Origin of the sequence: Streptomyces sp. NPDC006879 (assembly GCF_042869595.1) — a bacterium.
GTDB lineage: Bacteria > Actinomycetota > Actinomycetes > Streptomycetales > Streptomycetaceae > Streptomyces.
On record NZ_JBIAGC010000007.1, the window covers coordinates 150,547 to 167,125 of the forward strand.

A 16,579-nucleotide genomic window follows, 5' to 3' on the forward strand; every position below is an offset into this window, starting at 1 on the left:
GCCGGGTGTGTGCCACACTCACCGACATGCTGGGTGTCACCGACCTTCCGACCTACATCGCCGGCCTCGTGCTGATCATTCTGCTGCCGGGCCCCAATTCGCTCTACGTGCTCTCCGTCGCGGCCCGCCGAGGGGTGCGGGCCGGCTACACGGCGGCGGCCGGGGTCTGGTGCGGGGACACCGTGCTCATGCTCCTCGCGGCGGCCGGAGCCGCCTCCCTGCTCCAGGCCAGCCCGCTGCTCTTCGGCATCGTCAAACTCGCCGGTGCCGGCTACCTGACGTGGCTGGCCGTCGGAATGCTCCGGGCGGCCCTTGCGATGTGGCGGACCCGGCGGGAGCGGATCGCCGAGGTGGCCGGCGGCGAGGAGGACGGGGGGCTCACCAGCGCCGCCCTGGAGCGCCCCTACCGGCGCGCCTTCGTGGTCAGCCTCTTCAACCCCAAGGCGATCCTGTTCCTCATGTCCTTCTTCGTGCAGTTCGTGTCAGAGTCCAACCCGATCGTGGGGTTCGTGACGCTGGGAGTACTGCTCCAGCTGGCAAGCGCGTTGTACCTGACTGTGCTCATCCTCGGCGGGTCTCGTCTGGCTGCTGCGTTCCGTCGCCGACGGAGGCTCAGCGCGGGGGCCACCTCGGCAGCCGGGGTGCTCTTCCTGGGGTTCGCCGCGAAGCTGTCTCTGGCAAGCGCTTAGGGGCTGACGTGTCTCACCTTGACGACACTGCGGCCCTGTCGCCCGCATGAGCCTCCAGGAGCAGCGTATTCGCCATGTTCGGCGTGGTCTTCGGGTATGCCACGCACCACCTTGACGCGCGGAGACTCGGAGACGTCGCCATCGTCGGCCCGCTGACTCCCGGGGTGGAGTGGGGGTGCCACCGGGCCTGACACGCCCCCCGCTGACCCCAGGCTTAGGGAGGGCACGGGGGGCACGGTCCGGGCGCTGCTGCGCTCTCCTCGGAGAGGTGACGGCAAACGGTGGCCTGCCCGACTCCCAGAGCCTCGGCGATCGCACCCTAGGACTTACCGTCCGCGCGGCGGGTCTTGGCCGCAGCGAGCATGTCGGCGTCATGGCCTTCGACCTCGGTTTCGCCGCGAAGCTCTCGCTCAGCAGCGTGTGAGGGCCCGGCGCAGCACCGGCGTCAGTGGCCGCTCCACCCACCGGTGCAGCAGCCAGGCCAGACCCAGCATGAGCGCAAGGGTCCCCCCGAAGGTCAGCGCCGAGGAGATCCCGAGACGCTGGTGCAACAGGTCGATGGCGACCCAGCCGAGGTGCTCGTGCACCAGGTAGAACGGGTAGGTCAGGGCACCCGCCACGGTCAGCCAGCCCCAGCGCGCCCAGGCGAGCCGGCCCACCGCGATCAGAGCCACCGCGACGAAGCCCGCCGTGACCACCGCGACGATGACCCATTCGCTGCGGTACGAGAAGAAGCGCGGGTCCGGCGCGTGCCACAGGCCCGCCACGGCTCGCTGCTGCCCGATCAGCCAGCCGGTGACCGCGACCGCCCAGCCCAGTACGTCCCGGCGGTCGCGGTACACCAGGTAGAGCCCGATGCCGCCGACGAAGAAGGGCGCGTACTGCGGCATCAGCACGAGTTCGGCCAACTCGCTGTCCGCCGCCCCGGCGAACAGCGCGGCCAGCGTCCAGACCGCGCAGAACAACAGGATGCGCCTGCGTCCCCCGCCAGGCAGCACGACGAACAGCGCGAAGAGCGCGTAGAAGCGCAGTTCCGCCCAGAGCGTCCAGCACACCCCGAGCACCCGATCGGCGCCCGCGGGCTGTTGGAGCATCGTGAAGTTCACCAGCAGGTCCGAGAGCGGGACCGTGCGGTACGCCACCCAGGGCAGCGCGAACACCGCGGTCACCAGCAAGAGCGCCGCCCAGTAGGCGGGGTAGAGGCGGGCGACCCGGGAGGTGAAGAAGGAGCGCAAGGGGCGGCCCCAGGAGCTCATGCATATGACGAAGCCGCTGATCACGAAGAAGATCTGGACGCCCAGGCAGCCGTAGGCCAGCCACGGGGAAACGGTCGGGAACTGCGCTCTGGGCGAGGTGCCCCAGGACGCCGCGACCTCGCCTCCACGCCCGCCGTAGTGGTAGCCCGCGACCATCAGGGCGGCGAGCAGTCGCAGCCCGTCCAGGGCCCGTAGGCGCCCGCGCGCGGTGCCCGTGGGCTGTGGTGCCTGACGTGGTGGCGCCTGCTCCACCCGGTCCGCCGAAGTGGTCGCCGTCATCCGCGGGCGGCCCGCTTGAGGCGCCGCACCCGGCGGGCTACCCGGCGCACCGCTGGGCTGCGCGGGATGAACGACAGCTGGCTGGGCAGTCCGCCGGGCAGCCCGAGGGCGGTCAGCCGGCGCCGCTTGAAGTACCGCAGGGTGTCGGCGTTCAGATGCCGGGTCAGCCAGGCTTCGGCATCCCCGCGGTGTCCGGCCAGGATCTGGGACTGCATGGCGAAGCCGACCGCGGTGACCAGACCGGCGAGCTCCCGTACGCGTTCTTCTCCGGGCGGGGTCCAGTTGGTGACGGCGCACTGGTCGTCGAGGTCGGGCAGGAGGGAGTCGACGATGGTCAGTGGGATTCGGTTGCTGTTCTGGTAGGGCGTGATCCGGTCCAGCAGGGGCTCCGTGCCGGTCCGGGCCACGGGGATCTCGTACAGCGTCGCGGCGGTGAGCAGCCCGGTGGAGAAGCAGCCGACCACGAGTTCGGGGCGCAGGCGCTGGTAGAGGACTTCGGCGAGGACCGGGGTGTCCACGACGACCAGCTTGGCACCGAGCCGTTCCGCTTCCGCCTCCACCAGGTGGGACCAGCGGGCGGGGGCGCTGGGATGGGGCTTGAAGACCAGGTCGCGGTGGCCGAGGGCGTGCGCGCCGCGCACCATGGCCACATGGAGTTCCTCTTCTTCCTGTGGGCTGATCAGGTCCAGGGCGGAGAGGTACTGCCCGAGGATCATCGCCGAACCCTGGGGTCCCTCGACATCCTCTTCGTCCTGGGCCAGTTCGGCGAGCACCCTGGTGAAGGCCGCGGTCGCGATCACTGCGGAGGGCACCTTGAACTCGCTGAGCAGCAGTGGCTCCAGGCCCGGCACGAGGTCCAGGTGGAGGAGCCTTCGTACCCGGGTGCCGACCAGCGGGTCCAGCTTGTTGCGGGTCGGCCCGTAACTCATCAGCCCGTCCGCGTAGACCTCCACGGGTGCCCCGTGGAACAACTGCACCACCGACAGGGCGGGGCTGACCTGGAGGGATTCCACGATCAGCTCCACCCGGTCGTCGCCGAGCCCCCACAGCTGACGTAGCTGGCGCTCCCACAGCGCTGCGTCGGCCAGCCGCGGCTCCCAGCCGCTCGGGTGGAAGGGGGAGATGGTGCGGTTCCAGTCCAGTACGTCGTCGAAGCGCTCGCGCAGCCGGGCGAACCCGCGCATCTGGGTCAGCCCGGGGGTGGTCTCGGGCACCGCCGCGTTGTTGCTGACGAGCAACACCCGGCGGTGCGCGGTGGTGAAACAGCCCGCGTCGATCGCCGCGGCGAGGGTGGCGGCGCCGTAGAGGGTGGAGGCCAGGAAGATCTGCGTGGTGCGTGGTGCGGGGCTGGACATCAGGAGCTCACCCCGGTCGGGGCAGGGCGGCGGCGCAGCCGTCGCAGCAGGGTGGCGCGCTCGATGTCCATCGAGCCCAGAGCCTCGTCCAGTACCCGCTGCGGCATGCGCTTGAGGGCGGCGGTGCTCATGGCGCGGAGTTTTCTGGCCACGGCCGGTTCGAACCTTTCAATGGAACCCGCATGGTGCGCGATGATGGCGCAATATGTGCGGACTGCTTTCGGAAGGAGTAGATCCGCATCCTTGTCCTGTGCGGTTTCCTCGATCACTTCGTCGAATGCGCGGATGAAGTCAAGCTGCCGCACATCGCCGATCTGGGTCAGTGAATTGGCCACGCCCCGGCGGTAGAAGATGCCGGGCAACCCCACCGCCGCGAAGGATTCCGCTTCGCGGTGCAACCGCCAGATCCACGGCCGGTCCTCGGCCGTGCGGAGCCCGTGCGTGAAGTGCAGCAGCCCCCGGTCGACGAGCCGACGGTGATACATGCCGGCCCAGGCGAACGGATAGTCGACCGAGGTCGACCGGTCCGCCGGCAGGATCGCGGACCTCGGGCAGGACACCACGTTCTGGAGTCCGTGCGGGGAGCGCTGGACCTGGCGGGCCCGACCCGTGCACTGGACGTGGTCGGTGCGGACGAAATCGCAGCCCAGCGCCTCGATGGCGGCCAGCACCCGCTCCAGGTGGCCCGGCTCCAGCCAGTCGTCGCCGTCCATGAAGGTGAGGTACTCGCCGCTGGCGGCGTCGATGCCGGTGTTGCGAGCGGTGGCGAGCCCCTCGTTCTGCGGGTGCCTGAGCAACCGGGCGCCCGGCAGTTCGCCCGCGGCCCGTTCCAACAGCTCCGGGGTGCCGTCCGACGAGCAGTCGTCGACGAGGATGAACTCGAAGTCCGGCCGCGCATTGGCTCGCAGACTTCTCAGGGCATCTGGGGCATATGTCTGCACGTTGTAGAACGGCACGACCACGGAGAGCTTGACCACGTCCGTGACACTAGGTCGTTTCGCTCCATTCACCATGGCCCATATGCGGATTCCAGGTGAACGAAGAATGGCGGGACTGTTAACCAGGCTTTCCTGGGACCGCATTTGCGTGACGTCGGCGGGCTGTTAACCCCCTGTTGTGTATCCGTTGGGCCGATCAGCGGAATTGCCGCCTACCTTCGCACCGTGCCAGCAAGTACCAACGGGCAGATGCGAGTCGCCGTACTCGCAGATTCCGATACGCGATGGAAATGGGGCGCACTCACCGCGCACCGCCTCGCCCCCGACTCCCACCTCACGGGCTTCCTGTTGCGCGGACGGGCCACGCCCACCGTGCGCCAGCTCAGGGAAGTGGGCGTCCGGGCCGACCGGTTGACCGAGGTGACCTCTGCGCAGTTCCTTGAGGAGCTGAGGAACGAGCACTACGACGCCGTGATCCTCGCCCTCGTCGGAGGGGCGGTGCAGGCGGTCCTACACGGCGCCCGCACCCTGTGGCCCGAGCCCGCGCACCGCCCGGTACTCGTCACCGGTTACGTCGGGGTCGTCTACGAGAAGCTCGCCGACGGCCTCCTGCTGCGCCACGGCGCCGACCTCGTCCTCGCCAACTCCCGCCACGACGCGGACCGCTTCCGTGCCGTCTACGAGGGAGTCGGTGCCGACGCGAGCAGCGTCACCGAGACCGCACTGCCCTTCCTCGGGGGAGCCCCCTACGGCCGGCGCACCACCAGTGCCCACACCGTCGTCTTCGCCGTCCAACCCTCGGTACCGCAAACCCGGGCCGACCGGCTCTACCTGCTGGGGCGGGCAGCCGCCCACGCCCGCCGGCACCCGGACCGCGAAGTGCTCGTCAAACTGCGCAGCAAGCCCGGAGAGCACACCACACACCTGGAAGAGCAGCCGTACCAGCGGCTCGCCGAGAAGCTCCCGGGCCAACTCCCTGTGAACCTCCGCCTGGTGTACGGGAACATGGGCGAAGTCCTGGACCGCACCGATCTGTTGGTCACGGTCAGCTCCACGGCCGCCCTGGAGTCCCTGCACCGGGGCATCCCCACCGCGGTCCTCACTGACCTCGGCGTTCGCGAGGCACTCGGCAACCACCACTTCCTCGGCTCCGGCTGCCTTGCCTCCTGGGACCAACTCGACGCGGGACTGCTGCCCGAGCCCGACGCCGACTGGCTGGCCCGCCAGGGAGTCGCCTCCGAAGGACCCTACGAGCGGGCCTTCGACACCGCCCGGGACCGCCTCAAAGACCTCGTGTCACGGCGTGAACTGCCCCCGCCCGCCCCCTACTACACCCTCACCACCGCGCCCGGCTACCTCCCCGGCCTCCTCGCCCGCCACCACCTCGGCCCGGACGGCACCGCGCTGCCCGGCGCCGCGCCGGCGCAGGACACCTCCCGGGTCCGCAGGGCGGTGCGCTCCGCCCTGCGTGATGCGGCCCGAGGCGCCTACCGGCACGGCGTACAGCGGGTGGCTCCGGTCATCCGCCGGATGGGAGAGCTGTGAACAGCACCGAACACACCAACGGACGGGTCCTCGCGGTCATTCCGGCCCGGGGTGGCTCCAAGGGCGTCCCTGCCAAGAACCTCGCTGCCGTCCGCGGCATCCCCCTGGTCTCCCGTGCGGTCCGGGCCTGCCTGGGCGCCGAGCTCGTCACGGACGTCGTCGTCTCCACCGACAGTGCGGCGATCGCCTCCGCGGCCCGGGACGCGGGCGCAGAGGTCATCCCGCGGCCCGCGGTCATCGCGGGCGACCGGGCGAGCAGCGAATCAGCTGTGCTGCACGCCATGGACGCCTTCGAGGCGCTGCACGCGACCACCGTGGACGTGGTGCTGCTGGTCCAGTGCACCAGCCCGTTCCTGACCTCCGAAGACGTCCGTGGCGTGGCCGCCGCCGTGATCGAACAGGGCGCCGACTCCGCGATGACCGTGGCCCCCTTCCACGGCTTCCTCTGGCGTGCCGACGACACCGGCGCTGGTCTCGGCGTCAACCACGACAAGGCGGTCCGGCCGCGCCGCCAGGACCGTCCGCAGGACCTGCTGGAGACCGGCGCCGCCTACGCCATGGAGGCGGCCGGCTTCCGGTCCGTCCGACACCGCTTCTTCGGCCGCACCGTGCCCGTCCCGACCGATCCGGCCCGGGTGCTGGAGATCGACGACCCGCACGACCTGGCCCGGGCCCGCGCCCTTGCGCCCCTGCTGGACCCCCCGCCGGCCGACGCCGGCGCCCGGCAGGAAGCCCTCCCGTCCCCGGCCACCCCGAGCGCACAGACCACCGACCCGACCGAGCTCACCGCGGCCCCGGAACACCCCGACACCGCCGATTTGACGGCCCACCGCACCACCGCCCCAGACACCCATCGAAGGACCTCTCCTGCCATGACTGCCACCCCGACGTCCCCCCGCCTTCGCACCCTCGGCGCCCGCACGGCCGGCCCCGGCCAGCCCGTCTACGTCGTCGGCGAGATCGGCATCAACCACAACGGCGACCTGCAGAATGCCTTCGCGCTCATCGACGCCGCCGCCGAGGCCGGCTGCGACGCGGTCAAGTTCCAAAAGCGCACCCCGGAGATCTGCACCCCGCGTGACCAGTGGGGCATCGAGCGGGACACCCCCTGGGGCCGGATGACGTACATCGACTACCGCCACCGTGTGGAGTTCGGCGAGGACGAGTACCGCGCCATCGACGAGCACTGCACCGAGCGCGGCATCGACTGGTTCGCCTCTCCGTGGGACACCGAGGCCGTCGCCTTCCTGGAGAAGTTCGACGTGCCGGCCCACAAGGTCGCCTCGGCCTCGCTCACCGACGACGAGTTGCTGCGCGCCCTGCGGGCCACCGGCAAGACGGTCATCCTGTCCACCGGCATGTCGACCCCCAGGCAGATCCGGCACGCGGTGGAGGTGCTGGGCAGTGACAACATCCTGCTCTGCCACGCGACCTCCACCTACCCGGCCCGGGCGGAGGAGCTCAACCTCAGGGTGATCAACACCCTGCAGGACGAGTTCCCGAACGTCCCGATCGGCTACAGCGGCCACGAGACCGGCCTGCAGACCACCTTGGCCGCCGTCGCGCTCGGTGCCGCCTTCGTCGAGCGCCACATCACCCTCGACCGCGCCATGTGGGGCTCCGACCAGGCCGCGTCCGTGGAGCCGGGTGGCCTACAGCGGCTGGTCCGTGACATCCGCACCATCGAGACCGCCCTCGGAGACGGCGTCAAGAAGGTGTACGAGAGCGAGCTCGGCCCCATGAAGAAGCTGCGCCGGGTCCCGGGTGTCATCGCCGAGACCCAGCCCGAGCCGGCCGCCGCGGTCTGAGCCCACCAGCTACGCGGGCCGGCCCGCGTAGCGGCCTCGACGGCGGGACGCCTCGGGGGCGCGGCGGGAGTCCGACCCCGTCACCCCCGAAGCGTGCCCGCCCGTCAGGGCCGCCTTCGGCACCCCTCGGGCCCCGGCAGCGGCCGGCCCGACTTCTTGGACGCCACCTTTCCCGGCGACGGCCGCCCGGCCCGCCGGCCCCGGCGCATCGCCGCCCACGACGAGGAGTACGTGGTGACCTCTCCTGCCTCCACCCTGGCTTTCGTCGAGAGCCCCGTCCAGTTGCTGAACGTTCTGGAGTGGGCGCACGCCCAAGGGATCCGGCCGGACACCGCCGGCCCCGCCGAGGTGCTGCTGGACGGAGTGCCGGGCCAGCCACCTGCGGGGCGCGGTCCCGGCGACGAGGGGAGCGACCCCGTACCGTTCGGTGGGCTGAGCATCGTGATCCTGCCGCCCACCGACCCGATGTCCCGTGGTCAGCTGCGCCGGGTGGCCGCGATCGCCCGGGACGAGGGGTTCACCGTGTGCTGGCGGGAGGCGCGGGGCGGCTCCCTCGCCCCGCTGAAGGCCCTGGCCTCCCTCCTCGGACAGGTCCGGCGCGCCCGGCGAATCGTCATAGGGGACCCCTTCTCGCGGTTCGTACAGCTGCTGCTGCTCCGCGCCGGCGCGAAGGACCTGGTGGTGGTGGACGACGGCACGGCCACCATGGAGTTCATCGCGCAGCTCGGCCGCGGTGAGCGGCTGCGGCGCTGGCACCGCAGCGCGGCCGGCGGCCTGGGGCGGGCTCGGGAACTGTTGTTCGCGCCGGTTTCCGGGAACGCCCGGCGCCGTCTGACCCCCCGCGGGGAGGGGCGTGTGGAGGTGTTCACCTCGATGCCCGTCGCCGCGCTGCCCGGCATGACCCTGCGGGTCAACGACTTCGGCTGGACCCGGGCGCGATTCGGGCCGCCTCGACTGACCAAGGGCACTGACCTGGTCGGTACGTCCTTGGTGGAGACCGGAGTGGTGGACGCCGACCGCTACCAGGACGCGGTGGTGCGCCTGTGCCGCGCCCACGGCGCCACCCGGTACTTCGCGCACCGTCGGGAGAGCGCGGAGAAGCTGCGCAGGCTGAGTGAGGTGACCGGCCTGGAGATCGTCCGCCCGGACCTGCCGCTGGAACTGATCGCCCGGCGCGGGCCGGTAGGCCGGACGATCGTCAGTTTCCCGTCCACCGTCGTGCACACCCTGCCGTACGCGCTCCAGGGCACGGGCGTGACGGTCGCGGTCTGCGACATCGATCCGCGGTGGCTGACCGGTTCGGCTTCTCCGCGGGCCCAGAGCTTTCTGGCCGGTGTCACCGACACGGCTCGGGATGTGCGCCGACTCGCCATCGCCGCCGGATGAGCGATGGAGTTTACCCATCGCGATGGGCGGGCATGCGCCAGGAGGTCAGATTTTCTTCCCCTAACGGGCTGAACTTTTTGAGATCGCCAGCCAGTTGACCCACCGGTGCGCATACCCTTCAACGGGTGAACCGATTGATGTCCCGCGAGTCCCATGCTGACCATCCCGGGGAACCGGTGGAACCTGCTCTCCAGGGCAGGCTTCCGGAGAGCCTGCGAGCTGAACTCATCGCGTTCCGCCGGGACTTGCACATGCATCCCGAGCTGGGCCACCAGGAGTTCCGCACCACCTCCGCGATCAAGGCCAGACTGGAGAAAGCCGGGCTACGGCCTCGCCAGCTGCCCACGGGTACCGGTCTGATCTGCGATATCGGCGAGTGGGATGGCCGACGGCCGATGCTGGCCTTCCGTGCGGACATCGACGCCCTGCCGATCCCCGATGCCAAGTCCCTCTCCCCTTACCGCTCCACCGTGCCCGACCGGGCGCACGCCTGCGGCCACGACGTCCACACGGCGGTGGTGCTGGGCGCCGGCCTGGTGCTCGCGGACCTTGAACGCCGGGGGCTGCTCCCCCGGCCCGTGCGCCTGCTCTTCCAGCCCGCCGAGGAGGTGCTGCCCGGGGGCGCCACCGACGCGGTGGCCGCGGGCGTCCTCGACGGCGTGGGGCGGATCCTCGCCGTGCACTGCGACCCCAGGGTCGACGTGGGTCGGATCGGTGTCCGGCCCGGTCCGATCACCTCGGCCTGCGATCGGCTGGAGGTGACCCTCAGCGGCGCCGGGGGGCACACCGCCCGCCCGCACCTGACCACCGACCTGGTCACCGCCGCCGCCAAGGTGGTCACGGAGGTGCCCGCGCTGCTCAGCCGCCGTATGGACGCGCGCTCCGGGCTCTCGCTGACCTGGGGGCGGATCGAGTCCGGCCACGCGCCGAACGTGATCCCCATGGAGGCGGAGCTCGCCGGCACGGTCCGCTGTCTGGAACTCGCCGCCTGGCACGAGGCGCCGGACCAGGTGCACGCGGCGATCGACGAGGTGGCGACCTTGCACGGGGCCAAGTCCGAGATCACCTACGTGCGCGGGGTGCCGCCGGTGGTCAATGACCCGGTGATGACCGAGCTGCTGCGTGACGCCATGGGGGCCCGCCGAGGCGCCCATGCGGTGGAGGACACCGAGCAGAGCCTGGGCGGCGAGGACTTCTCCTGGTACCTGGAGCACGTGCCCGGGGCCATGGCCCGCCTCGGCGTGCGCACCCCCGGTGACCCGATCAAGCGGGATCTGCACCGAGGCGATTTCGATGTGGACGAGCGCGCCATCGAAGTGGGTGTGGAGCTGTTCACCGCGGCGGCGCTGCTGGACGGGAGGGGACCGGAGGCGGTTTAGCGGCGTGACGGCTGACGGCGCGCCCCCTGAAGGCGGCCTCTTCGAAGGCTGGGGTCAAGGCGTTGAGGGGGGTACCTCCGCCAGGGCGCGCGCCCTGGCGGCCCCGCCCAGCGGTCCAGTTGGACCGTTCTGGGTTCGTTCCAGACCGTTTCAGGCCGCTTTCCGAGTGGTTTTCGGACGGTCCTCGGCGATCCCCCCGGGTTACCCCCGGGGGGATGTGTAGTACGCGTCGATCCGATAACGACTCCTGAACGGGCTCTTAACTGACATCTACGCGCGTTACGATCGCGGCGAAACCAGCGCCGGTAGTGGCGCTTCGGTCAGGTTGAAGGAGCCTCCCCTTGCGCCGGGTAACCAAGCTCAGCGCCGCGTGCATCGCCACCGCGGCCCTTGCTTTCACCGCCACCGCGTGTGGTGAGTCGTCCACCGAGTCCAGCAGCTCGGACGGCACGCTGAAGATCGGCATGGCCTACGACGTAGGTGGCCGTGGCGACAACTCGTTCAATGACTCCGCGGCTCGCGGCCTCGACAAGGCCAAGGCCGAGTTCGGTGCCGAGACCAAGGAGCTCACCGCCAAGACCGGTGAGACCCCGGCCGACCGCGAGACCCGTCTCGCCGCGCTGGCCGAGAGCGGCTACAACCCCGTCATCGGTGTCGGCTTCGCCTACAAGGACGCCATCGACGCGGTCGCGAAGAAGTTCCCGAAGACGACGTTCGGCCTGGTCGACTCCATCTCCGAGGAGAAGAACGTCGACTCGATCGTCTTCACCGAGGAGCAGGGCTCCTACCTGGCGGGCAAGGCCGCGGCCCTGAAGTCCAAGACCGGCAAGGTCGGCTTCATCGGCGGCGTGGACATCCCGCTGATCAAGAAGTTCGCCGCTGGTTTCCAGCAGGGCGCCAAGGACACCAACCCGAAGGCCGAGGTGCAGATCCAGTACCTGACCACGGGTACGGACTTCTCCGGCTTCGGCTCCCCGGACAAGGGCAAGGCCGCCGCCAAGGGCATGCTCGACAAGAACACCGACGTCATCTTCGCCGCCGCGGGCGGCTCGGGTGCCGGCGCGATCGAGGCCGTCTCGGCCAAGAACGGCGCCTGGGCCATCGGTGTCGACTCCGACCAGGCCAAGGACCCGGCCCTGTCGAAGTACGCCTCCTCGATCCTGACCTCGGTCGTCAAGAACGTCGACGGCGGTGTCTACGACCTGGTCAAGTCCGTCAAGGACGGCGAGCCGCTGACCGGTGAGCAGCAGTACTCGCTGGCCAAGGACGGCGTCAGCCTGACCACCACGGGTGACCACCTCAAGGACATCCAGGCCCAGCTCGAAGAGGCCAAGCAGAAGATCGTGGACGGCACCATCAAGGTGAACACCACGCCGACCAACGGCTGATCGACTGCCGAAGCGGGGCCCGGTGGAGCGGCTCAGGCCGCCACACCGGGCCCCGATTCTCGTACCGCCTCCGGAAGTTCAACTTGTTGCCGGCGCTACGCGCGTAGCGTGCGCCCGTAGGCGGTATTTTTCGCGACCAACCCCTTCGCGAGTCTGCCTCCGCTCCTCCGCTCCTGCTTAGGAGAGTGCGTCATCAACGCGTCCAGCAGTCCCCACGCCGTAGAGCTCCGGGGCATCACCAAGCGATTTCCCGGTGTCGTGGCCAACCACGACATCGACATCAATGTGCGCCGCGGCACCGTGCACGCCCTCATGGGTGAGAACGGCGCCGGCAAGTCGACCCTGATGAAGATCCTCTACGGCATGCAGAAGCCGGACGAGGGCACCATCGCCATCGACGGCGAACAGGTCTCCTTCCACAGCCCCGCGGACGCCATCGCGCGCGGGATCGGCATGGTGCACCAGCACTTCATGCTGGCCGACTACCTCACGGTGCTCGAAAACGTCGTCCTCGGCGCAGAGAAGCTCTACGGCATCGGAGACGCGGCTCGCGCCAAGATCAAGGAGATCTCCGACGCCTACGGTCTGAACATCCGCCCCGACGTCCTCGTGGAGGACCTCGGGGTGGCCGACCGCCAGCGCGTGGAGATCCTCAAGGTCCTCTTCCGCGGTGCCCGCACGCTGATCCTCGACGAGCCGACCGCCGTGCTCGTCCCGCAGGAGGTCGACGCGCTCTTCGACAACCTGCGCGAACTCAAGGCCGAGGGCCTGACGGTCATCTTCATCTCGCACAAGCTGGGCGAGGTGCTCTCCGTCGCCGATGACATCACCGTCATCCGCCGTGGTACCACCGTGGGCACCGCCGACCCGCGCACCACCACCGCCAAGCAGCTCGCCGAGCTGATGGTCGGTAGCGAGCTGCCCTCCCCGGAGACCCGCGAGTCGACGGTGACCGACGTCCCGATGCTGACCGTCGAGGGCCTGACGCTGACCGCCACCGACCCGGACGGAGTGGTCCGTGCCGTGCTCGACGGCGTGGGCTTCACCATCCACAAGGGCGAGGTGCTGGGCATCGCCGGTGTTGAGGGCAACGGTCAGTCGGAGTTGGTCGAAGCCATCATGGGCATGCGCCACCTCGACGCCGGTGTGGTCAAGCTCGGCGACGAGGACATCTCCAAGGCCCCCACGCGCAAGCGCCGTGAGGACGGCATGGGCGTCATCCCCGAGGACCGACACCGGCACGGCCTGCTACTGGAGGCCCCGCTGTGGGAGAACCGTATCCTCGGCCACGTCACCGAACGGCCCAACTCCCGGGGGCAGCTGCTGGACATCAAGTCCGCCCGGCGGGACACCGAGCGCATCGTTCGTGAGTACGACGTGCGCACCCCCGGCATCGAGGTCACCGCGGGCTCCCTGTCCGGCGGTAACCAGCAGAAGCTGATCGTCGGTCGCGAAATGAGCCACAAGCCCCGGCTGCTGATCGCCGCCCACCCCACCCGCGGTGTGGATGTCGGCGCGCAGGCACAGATCTGGGACCAGATCCGCTCCGCCCGCCGCGAGGGCCTGGCCGTGCTGCTGATCTCCGCGGACCTGGACGAGCTGATCGGCCTGTCCGACTCCCTGCGGGTCATGTACCGAGGCCGGCTGGTCGCCGATGCCGACCCCGCCGCCATCACCCCAGAGGAGCTGGGCTCCGCCATGACCGGCGCTGCCTCCGGCCACCTCGACCACCCCCAGGACGGGGGAGAGGACCGATGAAGAAGATCGACAAGGAGAAGGTGTTCCTGGGGATCGCGGCCCCACTGCTCGCGATCGTCGCCGCCTTCGTGGTGACCGCCCTGGTGCTGCTCGCCACCGGCAAGGAGCCCTTCAGCGCCTTCGGCATCATGTTCGAGTACGGCATGAAGTCGGACAGCCAGGTCTACATCCTGAACAAGGGAACGACCTACTACCTCGCGGGTCTCGCGGTGGCCGTCGGCTTCCGGATGAACTTGTTCAACATCGGCGTGGACGGTCAGTACCGGCTCGGGGCGTTCTTCGCCGCCGCGCTCGGTGGTGCGCTGACGCTCCCGGCCTTCCTGCAGATTCCCATGATCATCATCGCCTCGATGCTCGTGGGCGCCATGTGGGCCGGCATCGCCGGTGTCCTCAAGGTCACCCGCGGCGTCAGCGAGGTCGTCTCGACGATCATGCTGAACATGATCGCGACCGCGATCATCGGCTACCTGCTCCAGCCCGGCCGCCTCGGACACCTCGATGCCGCCGGCACCAAGGTGTCCACCACCCCGCTGCCGGAGTCCGCCCACTTCTTCGAGTTCCCGACGACCCCGGAGCCCGTCTGGGGCTTCGTCGTGGTCGCGGCGCTCGCCGGTGTGTGGTTCTGGTTCACCCTCTCCCGCACCCGCTTCGGCTTCGACCTGCGCACCGTCGGCCAGTCCGGCACCGCAGCCGAGGCCAGTGGTGTGAACGTCAAGCGCATGGTCGTCACCTCGATGCTGATCTCCGGCGCCATGGCCGGCCTCATCGGAATGCCGACCCTGCTCAACGACTCCTTCGAGTACGGCGGCGACTTCCCCGTCGGCATCGGCTTCACGGGCATCGCCATCGCGCTGCTCGGCCGCAACCACCCCGTCGGCATCGCGCTCGGCGCGCTGCTGTGGGCCTTCCTGGAGCGCGGCTCCGGCAAGCTCGAATTCGAGGGCTACGACAAGGAGATCGTCGGCATCATCCAGGGCGTCATCGTCCTGTGTGTCGTGATCGCGTACGAAGTGGTCCGCCGCTTCGGTCTCAAGCGCCAGCAGCGGCAGGTTGGCGAGAAGCTCGCCGCCCAGGCCCGTGAATCGAAGCAGGAGGTGTCGCAGTGAGCGCCACGGCGACTTCCACTCCGCCGCCCGCAGCCCCCAAGGTGGCCGGCGGCAAGGGCGGCCGCAAGCGGCTCTCCCTCCCCATCGTCCTGCTGATCATCGCGGGCGGCATCGTCGCACTCTCCGCGGTGCGCGCACTGACCGGTGCGCAGGACCTCACCGGATCCGGCCAGATCGCGGCTGCGCTCTCCTTCGCCGTTCCCATCGGCATGGCCGGTCTCGGCGGTCTGTGGGCGGAGCGGGCCGGCGTGGTCAACATCGGTCTCGAAGGCATGATGATCCTCGGCACCTTCTTCGGTGCCTGGGCCGGCTGGCAGACCAATCCGTGGATCGGTGTCCTCGCCGGTGTCCTCGGCGGCATGTTCGGCGGCCTGCTGCACGCCATCGCCACCGTCAGCTTCGGTGTCGACCACATCATCTCCGGTATCGCGATCAACATCCTGGCGCTGGGTGCCACCACCTACTTCGCCAAGCTGTGGTTCAACTCCGGCGAGGCCGCGGCCAAGGGCGGAAGCCCCAAGCAGTCCCCGCCTGCCGAGTCCATCGACACGATCACCATCCCCGGACTCTCGGACTGGCTGATCGACATCGAGAAGCACCACTGGTTCCTCGTTTCCGACCTGGCGGGCATCTTCGGCGGGCTGGTCACCAACCTGTCCTACCTGACGGTCGTCGCCGCGCTGCTCTTCGTCGCCACCTTCCTGGTGCTCTGGAAGACCTCCTTCGGACTGCGCCTGCGTTCCTGTGGCGAGAACCCGATCGCCGCCGAGTCCCTCGGCGTCAACGTGTACTACTACAAGTACGTCGCGGTACTCGTCTCCGGTGGTCTGGCCGGTCTCGGCGGTGCCTTCCTGTCCCTGGTGACCTCGCACATCTACAACGAGGGCCAGACCGGCGGGCGCGGCTACATCGGTCTCGCTGCGATGATCTTCGGTAACTGGCGTCCGGGCGGTACCGCCCTCGGCGCCGGCCTGTTCGGCTTCACCGACGCGCTCCAGCTCCGCAACGGCGGCAAGTCCGTGCACGCGCTGCTCTTGCTGCTCGTCATCCTGCTCATCGCTCTGGCGCTGTGGAAGGCCTACAAGAAGTCCTGGCTCCAGGCTTCCGCCAGTGCAGTCCTGGCCGTGGTGGCGCTGGTCTGGTACCTGGCCACCGAGTCGGTCTCGATCGAGTTCGTCTCCGCCACTCCGTACGTGGTCACCCTGCTGGTCCTCGCGCTCTCCGCGCAGCGGCTACGCATGCCCAAGGCGGACGGTATGCGCTACCGCAAGGGCCAGGGCAAGTGACGACGGCCGACACCGCGCCGGTGGTCGACTGGGAGGCCCTGCGGGTCGCGGCCCGGGACGCGATGTCCCGTGCCTACGCCCCGTACTCCGGCTTCCCGGTCGGCGTGGCGGCGCGAGTGGACGACGGGCGCACCGTCACCGGTTGCAACGTGGAGAACGCGAGCTACGGACTGGGGCTGTGCGCCGAGTGCGGCCTGGTCTCCCAGCTCCAGCTCACCGGCGGTGGACGGCTGACCCACTTCGTCTGCGTGGACGGCCGGGGCGCTCCCCTGGTCCCGTGCGGTCGTTGTCGGCAGTTGCTCTTCGAGTTCGGCGGGCCGGACCTGTTGCTGGAGACCCCCGAGGGAATCCTGCCGCTCTCGGCGATGCTCCCGCAGGCCTTCGGGCCGGACCACCTCAGATAGTC

14 protein-coding genes and 1 pseudogene are annotated in these 16,579 nt (G+C 69.8%); 12 read left to right on the forward strand and 3 right to left on the reverse strand.

Annotated elements, in window-relative coordinates:
* Positions 1-26 precede the first annotated feature (26 nt).
* The gene (gene leuE, locus ACFYMC_RS08420) at positions 27-689 is read left to right on the forward strand and encodes a leucine efflux protein LeuE (RefSeq protein WP_388520726.1); all 663 of its coding nucleotides are present in this window, start codon (positions 27-29) and stop codon (positions 687-689) included.
* A gap of 268 nt (positions 690-957) precedes the next feature.
* Complete coding sequence (locus tag ACFYMC_RS08425) at positions 958-1,113, forward strand: hypothetical protein (protein ID WP_388520729.1); 156 nt, start codon at positions 958-960, stop codon at positions 1,111-1,113.
* Here ACFYMC_RS08425 and ACFYMC_RS08430 read toward each other — a convergent pair.
* From ACFYMC_RS08430 to ACFYMC_RS08440, 3 genes are read right to left on the reverse strand one after another with little or no spacing between them, the layout of a single operon-like run.
* Positions 1,100-2,224 (reverse strand): acyltransferase family protein, encoded by a 1,125-nt coding sequence (locus ACFYMC_RS08430; RefSeq protein WP_388520732.1) that lies wholly within the window; start codon positions 2,222-2,224, stop codon positions 1,100-1,102. The two genes, ACFYMC_RS08425 and ACFYMC_RS08430, sit on opposite strands and share 14 nt — an antisense overlap.
* Entirely contained in the window at positions 2,221-3,579 is a 1,359-nt protein-coding gene (locus tag ACFYMC_RS08435; protein ID WP_388520735.1) for a polysialyltransferase family glycosyltransferase, read from the reverse strand. The genes ACFYMC_RS08430 and ACFYMC_RS08435 overlap by 4 nt, the downstream gene beginning before the upstream one ends.
* On the reverse strand, positions 3,579-4,556 hold the full coding sequence (locus ACFYMC_RS08440) for a glycosyltransferase family 2 protein (RefSeq protein ID WP_388520738.1): 978 nt from the start codon (positions 4,554-4,556) through the stop codon (positions 3,579-3,581). Before ACFYMC_RS08440 ends, ACFYMC_RS08435 begins: the two co-directional genes overlap by 1 nt.
* A gap of 210 nt (positions 4,557-4,766) precedes the next feature.
* Here ACFYMC_RS08440 and ACFYMC_RS08445 point away from each other — a divergent pair, with 210 nt between their 5' ends.
* The 10 genes and pseudogenes from ACFYMC_RS08445 (at position 4,767) to ACFYMC_RS08490 (ending at position 16,577) form a co-directional block, all read left to right on the forward strand.
* A complete protein-coding gene (locus ACFYMC_RS08445; RefSeq protein ID WP_388520890.1) occupies positions 4,767-6,062 on the forward strand; it encodes a DUF6716 putative glycosyltransferase in 1,296 nt (431 codons plus the stop codon).
* Positions 6,059-6,481 (forward strand): annotated as a pseudogene (locus tag ACFYMC_RS08450) (cytidylyltransferase domain-containing protein); the annotation flags it as partial. The gene ACFYMC_RS08445 and the pseudogene ACFYMC_RS08450, both read left to right, overlap by 4 nt.
* Before the next feature lie 453 nt (positions 6,482-6,934).
* Entirely contained in the window at positions 6,935-7,870 is a 936-nt protein-coding gene (locus ACFYMC_RS08455; RefSeq protein WP_388520893.1) for an N-acetylneuraminate synthase family protein, read from the forward strand.
* 93 nt (positions 7,871-7,963) lie between these two features.
* Positions 7,964-9,256, forward strand: coding sequence for a hypothetical protein (locus tag ACFYMC_RS08460; RefSeq protein WP_388520741.1), 1,293 nt, complete (start codon positions 7,964-7,966; stop codon positions 9,254-9,256).
* A 137-nt stretch (positions 9,257-9,393) separates the two neighbouring features.
* Positions 9,394-10,635 (forward strand): M20 family metallopeptidase, encoded by a 1,242-nt coding sequence (locus tag ACFYMC_RS08465; protein ID WP_388520896.1) that lies wholly within the window; start codon positions 9,394-9,396, stop codon positions 10,633-10,635.
* A gap of 341 nt (positions 10,636-10,976) precedes the next feature.
* On the forward strand, positions 10,977-12,023 hold the full coding sequence (locus ACFYMC_RS08470; RefSeq protein WP_388520744.1) for a BMP family protein: 1,047 nt from the start codon (positions 10,977-10,979) through the stop codon (positions 12,021-12,023).
* Between the two features lie 192 nt (positions 12,024-12,215).
* Complete coding sequence (locus ACFYMC_RS08475) at positions 12,216-13,781, forward strand: ABC transporter ATP-binding protein (protein WP_388520899.1); 1,566 nt, start codon at positions 12,216-12,218, stop codon at positions 13,779-13,781.
* Positions 13,778-14,887: an ABC transporter permease gene (locus ACFYMC_RS08480; RefSeq protein WP_388520747.1), complete on the forward strand. Its 1,110-nt coding sequence runs from the start codon at positions 13,778-13,780 to the stop codon at positions 14,885-14,887. Before ACFYMC_RS08475 ends, ACFYMC_RS08480 begins: the two co-directional genes overlap by 4 nt.
* Positions 14,884-16,173: an ABC transporter permease gene (locus ACFYMC_RS08485; RefSeq protein WP_388520750.1), complete on the forward strand. Its 1,290-nt coding sequence runs from the start codon at positions 14,884-14,886 to the stop codon at positions 16,171-16,173. Before ACFYMC_RS08480 ends, ACFYMC_RS08485 begins: the two co-directional genes overlap by 4 nt.
* On the forward strand, positions 16,170-16,577 hold the full coding sequence (locus ACFYMC_RS08490; protein WP_388520753.1) for a cytidine deaminase: 408 nt from the start codon (positions 16,170-16,172) through the stop codon (positions 16,575-16,577). Before ACFYMC_RS08485 ends, ACFYMC_RS08490 begins: the two co-directional genes overlap by 4 nt.
* The last annotated feature ends 2 nt before the right edge of the window (positions 16,578-16,579 follow it).

Bases quoted from the DNA above. Each gene is read 5' to 3' on its own strand.
- ACFYMC_RS08435 (WP_388520735.1), bottom strand. From the start codon at position 3,579: ATGTCCAGCCCCGCACCACGCACCACGCAGATCTTCCTGGCCTCCACC.
- ACFYMC_RS08455 (WP_388520893.1), top strand. From the start codon at position 6,935: ATGACTGCCACCCCGACGTCCCCCCGCCTTCGCACCCTCGGCGCCCGC.
- ACFYMC_RS08465 (WP_388520896.1), top strand. From the start codon at position 9,394: ATGTCCCGCGAGTCCCATGCTGACCATCCCGGGGAACCGGTGGAACCT.
- leuE (WP_388520726.1), top strand. From the start codon at position 27: ATGCTGGGTGTCACCGACCTTCCGACCTACATCGCCGGCCTCGTGCTG.
- ACFYMC_RS08430 (WP_388520732.1), bottom strand. From the start codon at position 2,224: ATGACGGCGACCACTTCGGCGGACCGGGTGGAGCAGGCGCCACCACGT.
- ACFYMC_RS08445 (WP_388520890.1), top strand. From the start codon at position 4,767: ATGCGAGTCGCCGTACTCGCAGATTCCGATACGCGATGGAAATGGGGC.
- ACFYMC_RS08480 (WP_388520747.1), top strand. From the start codon at position 13,778: ATGAAGAAGATCGACAAGGAGAAGGTGTTCCTGGGGATCGCGGCCCCA.